General features: G+C 53.0%; 8 protein-coding genes, 20 tRNA genes and 2 rRNA genes. All 30 read right to left on the bottom strand.

Going from position 1 to position 12,921, the window contains the following annotated elements:
- On the bottom strand, positions 1-1,950 hold the full coding sequence (locus N0M98_RS19670; protein WP_259618905.1) for a putative bifunctional diguanylate cyclase/phosphodiesterase: 1,950 nt from the start codon (positions 1,948-1,950) through the stop codon (positions 1-3).
- A 377-nt stretch (positions 1,951-2,327) separates the two neighbouring features.
- The gene (locus tag N0M98_RS19665) at positions 2,328-2,708 is read right to left on the bottom strand and encodes a DUF423 domain-containing protein (protein ID WP_249865310.1); all 381 of its coding nucleotides are present in this window, start codon (positions 2,706-2,708) and stop codon (positions 2,328-2,330) included.
- A 135-nt stretch (positions 2,709-2,843) separates the two neighbouring features.
- On the bottom strand, positions 2,844-3,146 hold the full coding sequence (locus tag N0M98_RS19660) for a hypothetical protein (protein WP_249865311.1): 303 nt from the start codon (positions 3,144-3,146) through the stop codon (positions 2,844-2,846).
- A gap of 232 nt (positions 3,147-3,378) precedes the next feature.
- On the bottom strand, positions 3,379-5,706 hold the full coding sequence (locus N0M98_RS19655; protein WP_249865312.1) for a glycoside hydrolase family 95 protein: 2,328 nt from the start codon (positions 5,704-5,706) through the stop codon (positions 3,379-3,381).
- A gap of 261 nt (positions 5,707-5,967) precedes the next feature.
- Positions 5,968-6,261 carry a DUF3817 domain-containing protein gene (locus N0M98_RS19650; protein ID WP_249865313.1) on the bottom strand — a complete coding sequence of 98 codons (294 nt, stop codon included), beginning with the start codon at positions 6,259-6,261 and terminating at the stop codon, positions 5,968-5,970.
- A 108-nt stretch (positions 6,262-6,369) separates the two neighbouring features.
- Positions 6,370-7,353: an aldo/keto reductase gene (locus N0M98_RS19645; RefSeq protein ID WP_249865314.1), complete on the bottom strand. Its 984-nt coding sequence runs from the start codon at positions 7,351-7,353 to the stop codon at positions 6,370-6,372.
- 253 nt (positions 7,354-7,606) lie between these two features.
- Positions 7,607-8,623, bottom strand: coding sequence for an NAD-dependent epimerase/dehydratase family protein (locus N0M98_RS19640; protein ID WP_249865315.1), 1,017 nt, complete (start codon positions 8,621-8,623; stop codon positions 7,607-7,609).
- A 22-nt stretch (positions 8,624-8,645) separates the two neighbouring features.
- The gene (locus N0M98_RS19635; protein ID WP_259618904.1) at positions 8,646-10,244 is read right to left on the bottom strand and encodes a glycoside hydrolase family 28 protein; all 1,599 of its coding nucleotides are present in this window, start codon (positions 10,242-10,244) and stop codon (positions 8,646-8,648) included.
- A gap of 348 nt (positions 10,245-10,592) precedes the next feature.
- A tRNA-Gly gene (locus N0M98_RS19630) sits at positions 10,593-10,663 on the bottom strand.
- A gap of 4 nt (positions 10,664-10,667) precedes the next feature.
- Positions 10,668-10,744: transfer RNA gene (locus tag N0M98_RS19625), tRNA-Pro, on the bottom strand.
- Between the two features lie 7 nt (positions 10,745-10,751).
- A tRNA-Leu gene (locus N0M98_RS19620) sits at positions 10,752-10,834 on the bottom strand.
- A gap of 6 nt (positions 10,835-10,840) precedes the next feature.
- A tRNA-Arg gene (locus N0M98_RS19615) sits at positions 10,841-10,914 on the bottom strand.
- Positions 10,915-10,967: 53 nt separating this feature from the next.
- Positions 10,968-11,041 (bottom strand) — tRNA-Cys (locus N0M98_RS19610).
- An 11-nt stretch (positions 11,042-11,052) separates the two neighbouring features.
- Positions 11,053-11,124, bottom strand: a tRNA-Gly gene (locus N0M98_RS19605).
- An 8-nt stretch (positions 11,125-11,132) separates the two neighbouring features.
- A tRNA-Leu gene (locus N0M98_RS19600) sits at positions 11,133-11,217 on the bottom strand.
- A gap of 11 nt (positions 11,218-11,228) precedes the next feature.
- Positions 11,229-11,301 (bottom strand) — tRNA-Lys (locus N0M98_RS19595).
- Positions 11,302-11,314: 13 nt separating this feature from the next.
- Positions 11,315-11,386: transfer RNA gene (locus N0M98_RS19590), tRNA-Gln, on the bottom strand.
- A gap of 10 nt (positions 11,387-11,396) precedes the next feature.
- Positions 11,397-11,472 (bottom strand) — tRNA-His (locus tag N0M98_RS19585).
- Positions 11,473-11,490: 18 nt separating this feature from the next.
- Positions 11,491-11,573: transfer RNA gene (locus tag N0M98_RS19580), tRNA-Tyr, on the bottom strand.
- A gap of 19 nt (positions 11,574-11,592) precedes the next feature.
- Positions 11,593-11,668: transfer RNA gene (locus N0M98_RS19575), tRNA-Thr, on the bottom strand.
- Between the two features lie 20 nt (positions 11,669-11,688).
- A tRNA-Phe gene (locus N0M98_RS19570) sits at positions 11,689-11,764 on the bottom strand.
- Positions 11,765-11,789: 25 nt separating this feature from the next.
- Positions 11,790-11,866, bottom strand: a tRNA-Asp gene (locus tag N0M98_RS19565).
- A gap of 18 nt (positions 11,867-11,884) precedes the next feature.
- Positions 11,885-11,961, bottom strand: a tRNA-Met gene (locus N0M98_RS19560).
- A gap of 16 nt (positions 11,962-11,977) precedes the next feature.
- Positions 11,978-12,053: transfer RNA gene (locus tag N0M98_RS19555), tRNA-Val, on the bottom strand.
- 31 nt (positions 12,054-12,084) lie between these two features.
- Positions 12,085-12,159, bottom strand: a tRNA-Glu gene (locus N0M98_RS19550).
- Between the two features lie 13 nt (positions 12,160-12,172).
- Positions 12,173-12,264 (bottom strand) — tRNA-Ser (locus N0M98_RS19545).
- 10 nt (positions 12,265-12,274) lie between these two features.
- Positions 12,275-12,350 (bottom strand) — tRNA-Asn (locus tag N0M98_RS19540).
- 4 nt (positions 12,351-12,354) lie between these two features.
- Positions 12,355-12,431 (bottom strand) — tRNA-Ile (locus tag N0M98_RS19535).
- Positions 12,432-12,473: 42 nt separating this feature from the next.
- Positions 12,474-12,590: ribosomal RNA gene (rrf, locus tag N0M98_RS19530) — 5S ribosomal RNA — on the bottom strand.
- Between the two features lie 154 nt (positions 12,591-12,744).
- A 23S ribosomal RNA gene (locus tag N0M98_RS19525) occupies positions 12,745-12,921 on the bottom strand; the annotation flags it as partial.

Genomic DNA, 12,921 nt, shown 5'->3' with positions numbered 1-12,921 from the left:
TTACGATTTGTTGCCGCCTAAAATCGGATGCACCCGAACCGCTGCAACCTGCCGCTGGCGGTACAGCAATTCCTCCGCCTGCTCGGCGCTTAAGGGCGGACTAAACCAGTAGCCTTGGATTTCATTGCAATGATTGTTATGCAGAAAGCCAAGCTGCTCCTCTGTTTCCACACCCTCCGCGATCACCCGCAAATTCATGTGCCGCGTCATGGCGATAATCGAAGCTACGATCGCCGCATCGTTCGGATCGGTCATAATGTCGCGAACGAACGATTGATCGATCTTCAGCTTGTCGATCGGAAATCGTTTCAAATAAGACAGCGAGCTGTATCCGGTACCGAAGTCGTCGATGCTGATTTTCACGCCGAGCGCTTTTAGCTCAAGCAGCAGGCCGATCGCATAATCGACATCCATCGTGCTGCTCTCGGTAATCTCCAGCTCCAGGTATGCCGGATCGAGCTGCGTCTCCCGCAGCACCTCGGCGACCTTCTCCGGCAAATTTTGCTGCAGAAACTGCCTTGTCGACAAATTGACGGAAACCGGCACATGCACAAGTCCCTGATCCTGCCACAGCTTATTTTGCCTGCACGCTTCCTGCAATACCCATTCTCCGATCGGTACGATCATGCCGCTCTCTTCCGTGAACGGGATGAAGTCCATCGGCGGAATCAGTCCCTTTTCCGGATGATACCAGCGAATCAGCGCTTCGAAGCCGACGATCCCCCCGCTTTTAATATCCATCTGCGGCTGATACTTCAATACGAATTCATTCTGGCTCAGCGCTTTTCTCAGCTCGTTTTCAAGCGTCAGCCTTTTGAAAGAAACGGATTTCATCTCCGAGTTAAACACTTGATAATTGTTTTTGCCCTTCTCCTTCGCCCTGCTCAGCGCAATGTCGGCGTATTTCATAAGCGAGCTACCGTCTTCGCCTTCCTCTGACAGCACCGCTATGCCGATGCTTGCCGTCACATGCACCTGATGCTGTTCGAGGATAAACGGCTCCTCCAGCACTTCGATCAGGCGCGAGGCCAACTCGTGAACCTGCCCTTGACCGAAACCCGCAAACAGAAAGGCGAATTCGTCCCCTTCCGTCCGAGCCACAAAATCGTTTTCCGTAACGCATCGTGTGAATCTTTCGGCTAGCTGCAATAGCAGCATATCTCCGTAATCATGTCCGAATACATCGTTTATAATTTTGAACCGGTCGATGTCGAGGTAAAATACGGCGAGCTCATGCCGGTGCAGTTTGGCGGAAGCAATCGCTTCATCAAGCTGGGCTACGTACAGCCTGCGGTTCGGAAGTCCGGTCATGTCGTCGTAATAGGCCATATAGCGTATACGCTCTTCCGTTCGCTTCGTCGCCGTAATATCCTGCCCTATGACGATCATGCCGTTCATAGCGCCGTTATCCTTCACGGGCGCCGCCGTCGTATCGAGATCGATCCGGTAGCCGTTCTGGTGCAGCATACCCGTCCGAAACGTCTGCGGCAAGCCTTGCCGCACCTGCGCGAACGCTTCAAGCGTCTTGCCGATGCTCTCCTCGCTAAGGAACCGGCTGAACGCCATGTTCTCCATCATCGTCTTCGGATAACCTAGCAGCTTCTCCATGTTTCCGTTAACCTTGACGATCGTCCCGTCCATATCCATTAAGCAAACCAGATTCGGGTTATGCTCGAACAGCGATTCGAACGCCTTCTCATGATCTTTCGCAGCCGCTCCTTCATAGAGGACCGGCGGTTCGGGCACAAACAGCGCCGATACGGCCCGCCGCTTTCTCTGTAAGCGGCGCAGCGCGGAGATAACGGGAAAAACCGCCAACAAGCTCAATATCCACACTGCGAAATAGAGACCCCACCAGGCTACAGCCAAAGACAACAAAAAATACCCGACGGTCCATACTAACTGACCTCTTCCCTCAAGCAGACCGGGGCGAATCATCTTCCGCATCATTGCCCTCCTCTTTAGCCGGAATTTTCGACAATGAAATTCACTACCATTTTCTACAATGGGGGCCTTTTCTCCTGCATGCACTTGAGAAAAAGCGCAAATTCCCCGTTTTTTTGACACAATTCCGTTCACAAATAGTCTAAATGACCTACTGTGCAATCAACTTTGAACAAATCGCCCAAAAGTGACGTGATGCTCTGAAGCTTATTCCGTCCGCATCCAGCCTAAACTGGATCGGCGTCTAACCCTTCCTCTGAGATCGTTCTATAGGTAGACTTTACTTTCGGGGGAGCCCCCGGATTTCCACAGGATATGGCTGCGCATCATTTTCCTAAACAACAAAAAAAAATTCGGCCATGCCGGCCGAATCCAAAAGATGGCTATGATTTCTTGTGTTGGAACGCGGCGAGCGCGACCGATAACCAGCCGTACAGGAAAGCGACTCCGCCGAGCGGAGTAATCGCTCCTAGCGGCTTAATCCCGGTCACACTAAGCGCATATAAGCTGCCGGAAAACAAGATGATCCCGATCAGCATCGCCCAGCCGGCCCGCACCAAATGCTTGCTCGCAGGCATTAACGCCGCCAGAACGCCTATGATGATCAGCCCGAGCGAATGGACCATATGGTACTGAACGCCGGTTTCGTAAATCGCCTGCATCTCCGCAGTCAAATGGGACTTCAGCATATGAGCTCCGAAAGCTCCGATAGCAACGGACAACAGCGCGCAAATAGCGCCGACGCCGACAAAACGATAGTTCATTCCGTTCTCCTCCATAATAGCGCTAGATTCATTATTTGAGATACATATATCATACTGGATTTACCGGACGGATGCCAAATCGGCGGCAACGCAAAAAACCGGCCTCGTTGACGAACGGGCCGGAAAAACAGCGCATTAATAAATTTCTCCCACATCATGCTGGCCGATAATAAGCGTGACCGGCTCCAGATAAACCCTCGTCGCTGCGGGAACCTGCATCAAATCGGTTTCAATATCGACGATCTTGACACGCTGCTGCTTCCCTTCCCGCTTATCATACACAACCTCGAATTGGCGCAAGCCAAGCTGATGCGTAATGACCGAAGAACCTACGCTCAGGGCCACCAGCTCATGCTGGCCGTGATCAAACAAGACTTCAGACATAATTTCATCGTTCATATCAACAAGTTTAACGGATTGATAAATTGAATATTGCATACACATCCTCCTTTAGTTTTATACGTATGCACTCCATTTCGACGCAATCCGTCAAAATTCCTGCCTATTTCCCCCCCGCAAATAGGACAATTTTCATTGCCATGTCGAAGGTCCCGGCTGAATCCCGAAAAAATGACGATAATATCCCATCCTCCCAGGCCCAATCGGCGGGCGCAGCAGCGGCAAAAACGGCCGAACCTTGTGCGGTCCGGCCGTATCTGCAACGCAGAATCTATTCGTCTTTTGATCCGCTTGGAGTCAGCACATAAACCCGTCCGGCCTCGGCTTTCCAAACGAGCAGCCCTTCCCGGTATTCGGATGCGGCTGCCTGTCCGCCGCAATGTACCTGAAGCGGCTGCTTGCTGTAAACCCGGACGACGCCCGAATGCGATGCACGGATTACCGCTTGACTAAGCGCCCCCTGCTTCCATTGCAGATCGACCTCCAGCCCGCCTCTGGCCCTTAAGCCGCGGATACTTCCGTCCGGCCATACCTTCGGCAGCGCAGGCAGAAGGGAAATCTCGCCGCCGTGTGACTGCAGCAGCATCTCGGCGATGCCCGCCGCGCCCCCGAAGTTGCCGTCGATCTGGAACGGCGGGTGGGCATCCAGCAAGTTCGGGTAGGTCGATTTCGCCAGCAGAGCCTTCACATGATCGTAAGCAGTGTCGCCTTCTCCGAGTCTTGCCCAGAAGTTGATGATCCAGGCGCGGCTCCAGCCGGTATGGCCCCCGCCGTTCGAGAGCCTGCGTTCGAGCGTGCGCTTCGCCGCCTGGGCCAGCTCCGGCGTGCGGCGAGCATGAATCATTTCGCCCGGGTGCAGCGCGAACAATTGAGAAATATGACGGTGGCCGGGATCAAATTCCTCGTAATCCTCCAGCCACTCCATCACTTGGCCGTATTTGCCGATCTCCGGCTTCGGTATCCGTTCAAGCGCTGTCGTAAGCTCCCGGCGGAAATCTTCATCCCGATTCAGGATCGCCGCCGCCTCCGTACATGCGGTGAACAGCGTATGGACGATTTGCATGTCCATTGCGGGACCCATACAAATGTTACCCGCCGTTCCGTCCGGGAGAATGAATTTATTTTCAGGAGAAATGGACGGGCCTGTCACGAGGCGCCCCTTGGCATCCTCCACCATATATTCAAGCAGAAACTGCGCGGCTTCCTTCATGATCGGATAAGCGCGGTTAGCGAGGAATTCCCGGTCCAGCCCGTATCGATAATGCTCCCATAGATGCAAGGATAGCCATCCGGCCCCGAGCGGCCATATCGATGCGGATACCGGTATGCCTTCTACATGGGTGTCTCCCCATAAGTTCGTGTTATGATGCGCAACGAACCCGCCGCAGCCGTACACATCCCGCGCCGTTACCCTACCATTCGGCAACATCTTGTCGATCAAATCGAACAGCGGCTCGTGGCATTCCGCCAAATTGCACAGCTCCGCCGGCCAATAGTTCATCTGCGTGTTAATGTTAATCGTGAACTTCGATTCCCATGGCGGCGTGTAGCTGTCATTCCAAATTCCTTGCAGGTTCGCGGCGATACTGCCGGGCCTTGAGCAGGAGAGAAGCAAATATCTACCGTAGTCGAAATACAGCTGAACAAGTCCCGGATCGTCTTCGCCTTCCTGTACCTTGTCCAATCGTACATCGGTCGGCGATCCGCTTGCCGCAGGCGCCGAAGGCGAGGACAGCTCCAGGCGGACCCGCCCGAATTTCTCCGCATAATCGGCGATATGATCCCGCCTCAACTGCTCATAGCCTTTGGCGGCTGCCGAATCCAGCTGGCTCAATACTTCCTTCTCCGGATCTTCATACCGGAAGGTCGTATTCGCGGCGAGCAGCAGCGTCACTTCATCCGCCTGCTCCACAGACAGAAAATCGCCTATCGTCTTCACGGTCCCGCCCCGCACCGCCGCTCTCAAACCGGCACGGAACTCTACGCCTTCCTTGCCGCATTCGCCGAGCATCATGATCGTATCCGTTCCGATGCTTTTCGTTCCTCCGTCAAACGGCCGGCGCATGAAATGGACGCCGAAAGTCAGCCCTCCCGGCTTATTCGTTTTCAGGCGGATCGCCATCACATGGTCGGCCGCGCTGCTGAAATATTCTCTCGTATATTCATAGCCGTCCAGCTCGTAGCGGACGCCGGCTATCGCCGTTTCCAGATCCAATTCCCTGCGGTAGGCGGCAGTTTTTTGATCGTGATGCAAAAAATAAAAAAGAAGATCCCCGAGCGGCTGATACGGATGCAAATATTTGGGCGCCGACATCAGCGCCATCCGGCTCAAATGCTCCGCTTCCTGCTGTTTTCCTTCAAACAAAAGGCGCCGAATTTCCGGCACGTAGTTTAAAGCATCGGGGTTATTGGCCTTCTTGGGGCCTCCGTACCATACAGTATCTTCGTTAAGCTGAATTTTTTCCTGGGCTACCGATCCGAAGATCATTCCTCCCAGCCGGCCGTTGCCGATCGGAAGCGCCTCCTGCCACCTGCTTGCCGGCTGCTCATACCATAATACCGGGCGGTTCAGCTCGGCCTCCTTATGCAAACTGCTCATGCAAAGACTCCTTCCTGTCATAAAAAGCTTCAACAAAGCTGCGACCTATACGCATACCTTTTTTATTTTATAGAAGTTTGTCCGGCAGTTACATGCAGAATGCTCATCTGTTTTTGCATAAAACTAAGATAACCCCACAAAGTGAGGCTCCTAGCTTCGAAGCCGAATCAAGTACTTTGCGGGGACCCCGAATAAAAAAAGCCTCGATTCGGAGCTTTTTCCACGATGTTTGACCCTGCGTAAGCGGTAGCTTGATGCCGGTTAACGGCCGCTTCGGCGCAGCCGGGCGTCCAACACAAATGTGCCGAAGGGCAGCAGCGATGCGAGAATCGCGCCCAGTACCTTGAAGATGTTCCAGCGGTGCGCCCATGTCACATGGGCAAGCGCCAGCAAATACAAGATAAACAATATGCCGTGAAGCATGCCTATGTATTTGACCGGCTGAGGAAAATCCGCATAATATTTGAGCGGCATGGCGATAATCAGAAGCACCAGGAATGAAATGCCTTCATAAATGCCTATGGCCCGAAGCCGCCCGATAGGGGTTTTGAACATGTGGCTCCTCCTGTCCTAAGGGATATTTTCCTAATCATTATATATAAAAAAACCGCTGTCGTAATACGAACAGCGGCATTTGTCAGAATGAATTCATTTTTATGGCAATCAATACGCTCCACGAATATGCTCATGAACCTCTTGGTGATAAAAACGGTTCAGCTTCTCATGATCAAACGGCGAGAACGGTTCCACGTCCAGCACGCCCAGGTTGTCCTCGACTTGAGCCGTATTTTTGAAACCGGGAATAACGCAGGTCACATTCGGATTATCGAGAATCCAGCGAAGTGCGGCCCTTGTCATATTGCCTCTGCCTTCTCCGATCCATTGCAGCTGTCTGCTCAATTGAACGCCCTTCTCGAACGGCAAGCCTGCGAACGTTTCTCCGACATTAAAGCTTTCTCCGTTGCGGTTATAGCTGCGGTGATCGTCCTTGTCAAAGGCGGCGTCCTCCTTGAACTTTCCTGTAAGCAGCCCGCTGGCGAGCGGCAGGCGGACGAGAATGCCGACTCCGCGCTCTTTGGCGCGCGGCAGCAGTTCTTGCTCCGGCTTTTGTCTGAAAATATTATAGATCACCTGAAGCGCTCTCACATTCGGATTTTCCAGGCAAAGCAGCCCTTCCTCCACCGTCTCCACGCTTACGCCGTATTCGCGGATCTTGCCTTCGCCGCGCAGCTTGTCCAGCACTTCAAACACCGAGCCGTCCCGCAAAATGGAAATAGGCGGACAATGAATTTGGTACAGATCGATTCTTTCTCTCTGCAGCCGCTTTAAGCTTTGCTCGCAATAAGCGCGAACCGCGGCTTCCGTGTAATTATTCGGATCGTGAATATCTCCGGAGCGGCAAAATTTGGTGGCGATATGGATTTGATCTTCCTTGCCTTTGGTCGCTTGGGCAAGAAGCTCCTCGCTATGGCCGTTCCCATACACATCCGCCGTATCAAAGAAATTGACGCCTGCCTCCATGGCGCGTTCCAAACCTTTTAACGACTCCCCGTCATTCACAGTCCCCCAAGACCCGCCGATAGCCCACGTGCCGAAGCTGACCTCGCTTACCTTTATATCGCTAGATCCTAACTGTCTATATTTCATAGCTTCTATTCCCTCCCTGATGGCTGACCGTGCTTACGCCCGGCCTTCTTCTATTATAGCCGCGGAGCAGCTGCTGCAAAATAACGCAAAAAAAGTTCAGTTACTTACATTTAGGTAAGCATGGCGAGAATTTGTCGTCCCTTTGCGACATTCGGTTCGCGCGCCAACAAGCGGTACGCAACAAAGCCGAAGACGGGCCCCGTTGCATCTCTTCTGCAAGCGCTGGCCCCGTCCCCGGCTATCCGTTCATTTCTTATATAGATAATAATTTCAACTGTTTGCCGAATTCCGTATAAAGCCCTGTCAGCCGATCCTCCAGCAAATCCTTCTCCGTATCGACCTGATGACCGTCGCGCTCATACCAGTCAAGCAGCATTGAAAGTCCGGCAGACAGAGAGATGTCCGCTTGATAGCCGGGCAGATCGCGTTTCAGCTTGCTGTTGTCGAACAGCCCGGAGTAGCTTTTTTCATAATAAAGATGTGAAAATAACGCCGGACTCGCCTGCACCAGCAGATCCGTGCTGATATGAACGATGTTCGGCTCTACGCCGAGCAGCTTGCCGAATTCCAAATATAAGTCCTGCCAAATATGCACATCTTCGTTGGTTGCATGATAGCTTTTTCCATACATATTGGAATTGCCTACGGCGCCGACGAAAGCCTTGGCCACATCCGGCGCAAAGCTGAAGCTCCACGGTACGGTACCGTCGCCGAACATAAGAAGCGGCTTACGGCTTCTTATACGGTGCACGATATTAAAGTTTTGGCGCAGTACGCCAAGATTCGCGCAGCCGATACCGTAGGTTAAAGAAGGCCGGATGATCGTCACGGGAACTTCGCCCAGCTTGATCATGCCGCCCAAATAACGTTCCATCTCCGCTTTTTGAAACGCATAGGCGAATGACGGATCGTCAAACAGCTCCTCCGCGTCCTCGGCCGTCGGAATCGTACGGAACGGTCTCTTGTAAGCGGCCGTGCTCGAGCAAAAAACAAACTGTCCTGCTCGTCCGTGCAGCGCCTCCAACGTTGCCTGTGCGTCGGCCGCGTCGAAGGAAATCATATCGATGACCGCATCAAACCGGCGATCTTTCATCAGCTCGCGGAATTGCTCGCGATTCGATTTGTCGCCCGTAATGCATTCCACTTCGCCGGAAAATAAATGATTCTTGCTGCCGCGGTTGAACACGGCAACCTCGTATTGCTTGGCGAGAGCCGCTTCCACGATGGAACGGCTGATGACGCCGGTTCCGCCTAGAACTAATACTTTCATGATGTCACCTGCTTTTTTCTTCCTATTTTACCACAACCATACCTTCTGCCGTAGCATCTACTGCGATATCTTGAACCGCTTTCTCCAGCATATTGCCGGAAAATACGATATCCTTCGTTTCCCCGCCGCTGATTTGGGCGTACACATCCGTTCCGCGCACGGCAGCAGCGCCTTGCACGTACGCTCCTTGAGTATCGCGCAGCTCAATGACCGGCGTATCCGCGTGCGGACGCTTCATCCCGAATCCGTGCAGCTCGATGCCCTCGCCCTTATCGATCGTAAGAGCCGCTCCCTCCCGGGTCTCGATCCGCACATGATGCATTTGAAGCGAACGCACATATTTGCAGTACATTCCTTTGCCTGCCATCACGAGTTCTTCGCGCACCATATCCGGTTCTCCGCCCTGCTCGTTCGGATCGCTTGTCATCTCGATATGAATATGATCCAGCACGACATCCTCGATCGGCATTTCCGGCAGACCGTACAGGAAGCCGGCCGCGCCCAACACTTCGGTCGCCGTAATATGGCTCAGGCGGATGTGACGGAACACCGGGGTCGCCTCGGTAACCGGCTGCGCCAGCGGGCTTGAAATATCCGGATTGGCCGGATCAACGCCGTAACGGTAGAACGAGTTAATGGCGATCGGACACAGCACGCCTTTCATGAAAATATTATTCACCTGCACATGCTCGATCGTTCCCCCACGGGCCCGGTTCGACTTAAAGCGGATGCCGCGGTCCGTTCCGATAAAGACGCAGTTGGAGATGACGACATGGCGGATGCCACCGGCCGTCTCGCTGCCCAGCACGACGCCGCCGTGTCCCGCCCGCATCGTGCAGTTCGTTACCGTGACGTTCTCCGTCGGGATGCCGATGCGGCGCCCATCCTCGTCGATCCCGGATTTCAGGCAGAGGCAATCGTCTCCGACATCGAATTGGCAATCGGATATGCGCACGTAACGGCAGGAATCGATATCGAGCCCGTCGCCGTTAGGCGTATCCGAAGGATTGTGAATGAGCAAGCTGTGCAGCGTTACATTATCGCAATAGACGAGATGCGTATTCCAGAATGGAGAATTTTGCAGCGTCACTCCTTCGATCCGCACATTCGTGCAGCGGAACATTTGAAGCAGCGCGGGACGTAAAAATTGCGTCTCCCACTCCACGATATTGCTCTTGATACTCATCAGATGGCTGTTCAACTCAAACAACTGCTTCTCCCGCTCGCTGGAAGGGCGGCGTCCCGCCTTGCATTCATGATACTGCTTCCACCAGGCTGAGCCTTGTCCGTCGATAATGCCTCCGCCTTGAATCGTCACATTCGTCAAATCAATGCCATATACCAACGGGGAATAGCCGTAGCATTCATAGCCGGACCAGCGGGTTTTGACAAACGGATATTGATCCGGGTCCGTCGAAAACAATAGCTTAGCCCCCGAATCGATATGCAGCGTCATATGGCTCTTCAGATGAATGGCCCCCGTTAAATAAGTGCCTGCAGGAAAATATACCGTACCTCCGCCGGCCGCTTCGCAAGCTTCCATCACTTTGCGGATCGATTCCGTATTCAAGGTCGTCCCGTCTCCGACAACCCCGTAATCCAACACATTAAACATCGTCATGGTGTCTCTATCCTCCTAAATTTCACCAAGTGAGCGGAGGACTATAAGCTCCGCTCACGCGCTGTATCTCTATCGATCCTGTTTATTATCTCATATGTTGGTATACCAGACTATCCGTTGTATTTAACCATTACTCAAATTAGCGAGGATTTATTCAGACCGAAACCTTCATCGTCTTTATTTAACCGGCCGATACTCCGTATTTAACCTCGTTTTCCTCCCCGCTCATGCAGGTTTACATCGTCTCATCGTCTGCATTCCCGATTTCCTTCCATGTATCATTGTTTTCCCGTAATAGAAAAAGAGCCTCAGGATCTGATCCTAAGACTCTTTCGCTATGTTTCAGAAAGCGGGTGATGGGAATCGAACCCACGCTACCAGCTTGGAAGGCTGGAGTTCTACCATTGAACTACACCCGCGAGATGGTCGGGACGACACGATTCGAACATGCGACCCCCTGGTCCCAAACCAGGTGCTCTACCAAGCTGAGCTACGTCCCGAAGATTATGGTGCCGGTAGAGGGACTTGAACCCCCACGGTTTCCCTCACGATTTTGAGTCGCGCGCGTCTGCCAATTCCGCCATACCGGCTTACTACGTGCCCTGAGAGATTCGAACTCCCGACCTTTTGATTCGTAGTCAAACGCTCTATCCAGCTGAGCTAAGGGCACATAAAAGTTATTGATTCCTTGATCCTAAAGCATCTGCGGCTCCAATAAAACAATGGAGGCGCCACCCAGACTCGAACTGGGGGTAAAGCTTTTGCAGAGCTCTGCCTTACCACTTGGCTATGGCGCCGGATAAAGGAAAGCGGAAGACGGGAATCGAACCCGCGACCCTCGCCTTGGCAAGGCGATGCTCTACCGCTGAGCCACTTCCGCAAAACCAATGCGCTCGAGAGGACTCGAACCTCCACGGGGGGTTAGCCCACACGGACCTGAACCGTGCGCGTCTGCCAATTCCGCCACGAACGCATAATGAAATCTGAGCCATGTAGGACTCGAACCTACGACACCCTGATTAAAAGTCAGGTGCTCTACCAACTGAGCTAATGGCTCGCAATTAGAAATACTGGGGATCTAGGATTCGAACCTAGGCATGACGGAGTCAAAGTCCGTTGCCTTACCGCTTGGCTAATCCCCATCAAAGATCATGGGGCGATCGATGGGACTTGAACCCACGAATGCCGGAGCCACAATCCGGTGCGTTAACCCCTTCGCCACGACCGCCGCAGCTCGAAACCGGTATGGAGGCTGATGGATTCGAACCACCGAACTCGTCAGAGAACAGATTTACAGTCTGCTGCGTTTGGCCACTTCGCTAAGCCTCCATATTTGTTGCGAAAGCAATGGTGCCGTCGAGAGGACTTGAACCCCCAACCTACTGATTACAAGTCAGTTGCTCTACCAATTGAGCTACAACGGCAAATTATTATTAAGATTACATGGTGGCTCGGGACGGAATCGAACCGCCGACACGAGGATTTTCAGTCCTCTGCTCTACCGACTGAGCTACCGAGCCTAATGTATTCGGTGAAAAATGATAATGGCGGAGCCGACGGGATTCGAACCCGCGGTCTCCTGCGTGACAGGCAGGCATGTTAGGCCTCTACACCACGGCTCCACACTGTAAAAAGTAAATTGGTTGCGGGGGCAGGATTTGAACCTGCGGCCTTCGGGTTATGAGCCCGACGAGCTACCGGGCTGCTCCACCCCGCGTCGTTAAAAGTATATATGGTGGAGGCTGAGGGGATCGAACCCCCGACCCTCTGCTTGTAAGGCAGATGCTCTCCCAGCTGAGCTAAGCCTCCATATATGTCTTATACCTTTATTTGGAATTTATGGTGACCCGTAGGGGATTCGAACCCCTGTTACCTCCGTGAAAGGGAGGTGTCTTAACCCCTTGACCAACGGGCCATGCTGTATATTATGGCGGAGAGAGAGGGATTCGAACCCTCGAGACGCTTGTGACGCCTACACGATTTCCAATCGTGCTCCTTCGGCCAACTCGGACACCTCTCCAGAGGAGAAATGGCTCCCCGAACAGGACTCGAACCTGTGACAACTCGATTAACAGTCGAGTGCTCTACCAACTGAGCTATCAGGGAACAATGGTGGGCCTTAGTGGACTCGAACCACCGACCTCACCCTTATCAGGGGTGCGCTCTAACCAGCTGAGCTAAAGGCCCTTATGTCTTGAATGCTGTGATAAAACACAAGATTAAAACTTTGCTTGGCGACGTTCTACTCTCCCAGAACCCTTCGGTTCAAGTACCATCGACGCTGGAGGGCTTAACGGTCGTGTTCGAGATGGGAACGCGTGGTTCCCCTCCGCCATCATCACCAAACGGTGTAGCTTGTTCAAGGCTTGCGCCTTGAAAACTAGATACGAAACTCGTGCGCGTTGTTGAGCAATGGTTATTTGTTCTTCCCGGTTTGTTTCCGGGCCCCGAGAAAGTATTTGGAATCAGCTTCGAAGCTTCTCTTCACTTTCTTGGGAATTTGGTTAAGCCCTCGACCGATTAGTATTCGTCAGCTCCACACGTTGCCGTGCTTCCACCCCGAACCTATCTACCTCGTCGTCTTCAAGGGGTCTTACTTACTGGGAAATCTCATCTTGAGGGGGGCTTCACGCTTAGATGCTTTCAGCGCTTATCCCGTCCGTACGTAGCTATCCAG

Origin of the sequence: Paenibacillus doosanensis (assembly GCF_025060755.1) — a bacterium.
GTDB lineage: Bacteria > Bacillota > Bacilli > Paenibacillales > NBRC-103111 > Paenibacillus_S > Paenibacillus_S doosanensis.
This window is presented reverse-complemented; position numbering and strand designations above follow the sequence as displayed.

Coding starts and splice junctions, on each gene's coding strand:
- N0M98_RS19660 (WP_249865311.1), bottom strand. CDS start 3,146: ATGCAATATTCAATTTATCAATCCGTTAAACTTGTTGATATGAACGAT.
- N0M98_RS19645 (WP_249865314.1), bottom strand. CDS start 7,353: ATGAAATATAGACAGTTAGGATCTAGCGATATAAAGGTAAGCGAGGTC.
- N0M98_RS19670 (WP_259618905.1), bottom strand. CDS start 1,950: ATGATGCGGAAGATGATTCGCCCCGGTCTGCTTGAGGGAAGAGGTCAG.
- N0M98_RS19665 (WP_249865310.1), bottom strand. CDS start 2,708: ATGAACTATCGTTTTGTCGGCGTCGGCGCTATTTGCGCGCTGTTGTCC.
- N0M98_RS19635 (WP_259618904.1), bottom strand. CDS start 10,244: ATGACGATGTTTAATGTGTTGGATTACGGGGTTGTCGGAGACGGGACG.
- N0M98_RS19640 (WP_249865315.1), bottom strand. CDS start 8,623: ATGAAAGTATTAGTTCTAGGCGGAACCGGCGTCATCAGCCGTTCCATC.
- N0M98_RS19655 (WP_249865312.1), bottom strand. CDS start 5,706: ATGAGCAGTTTGCATAAGGAGGCCGAGCTGAACCGCCCGGTATTATGG.
- N0M98_RS19650 (WP_249865313.1), bottom strand. CDS start 6,261: ATGTTCAAAACCCCTATCGGGCGGCTTCGGGCCATAGGCATTTATGAA.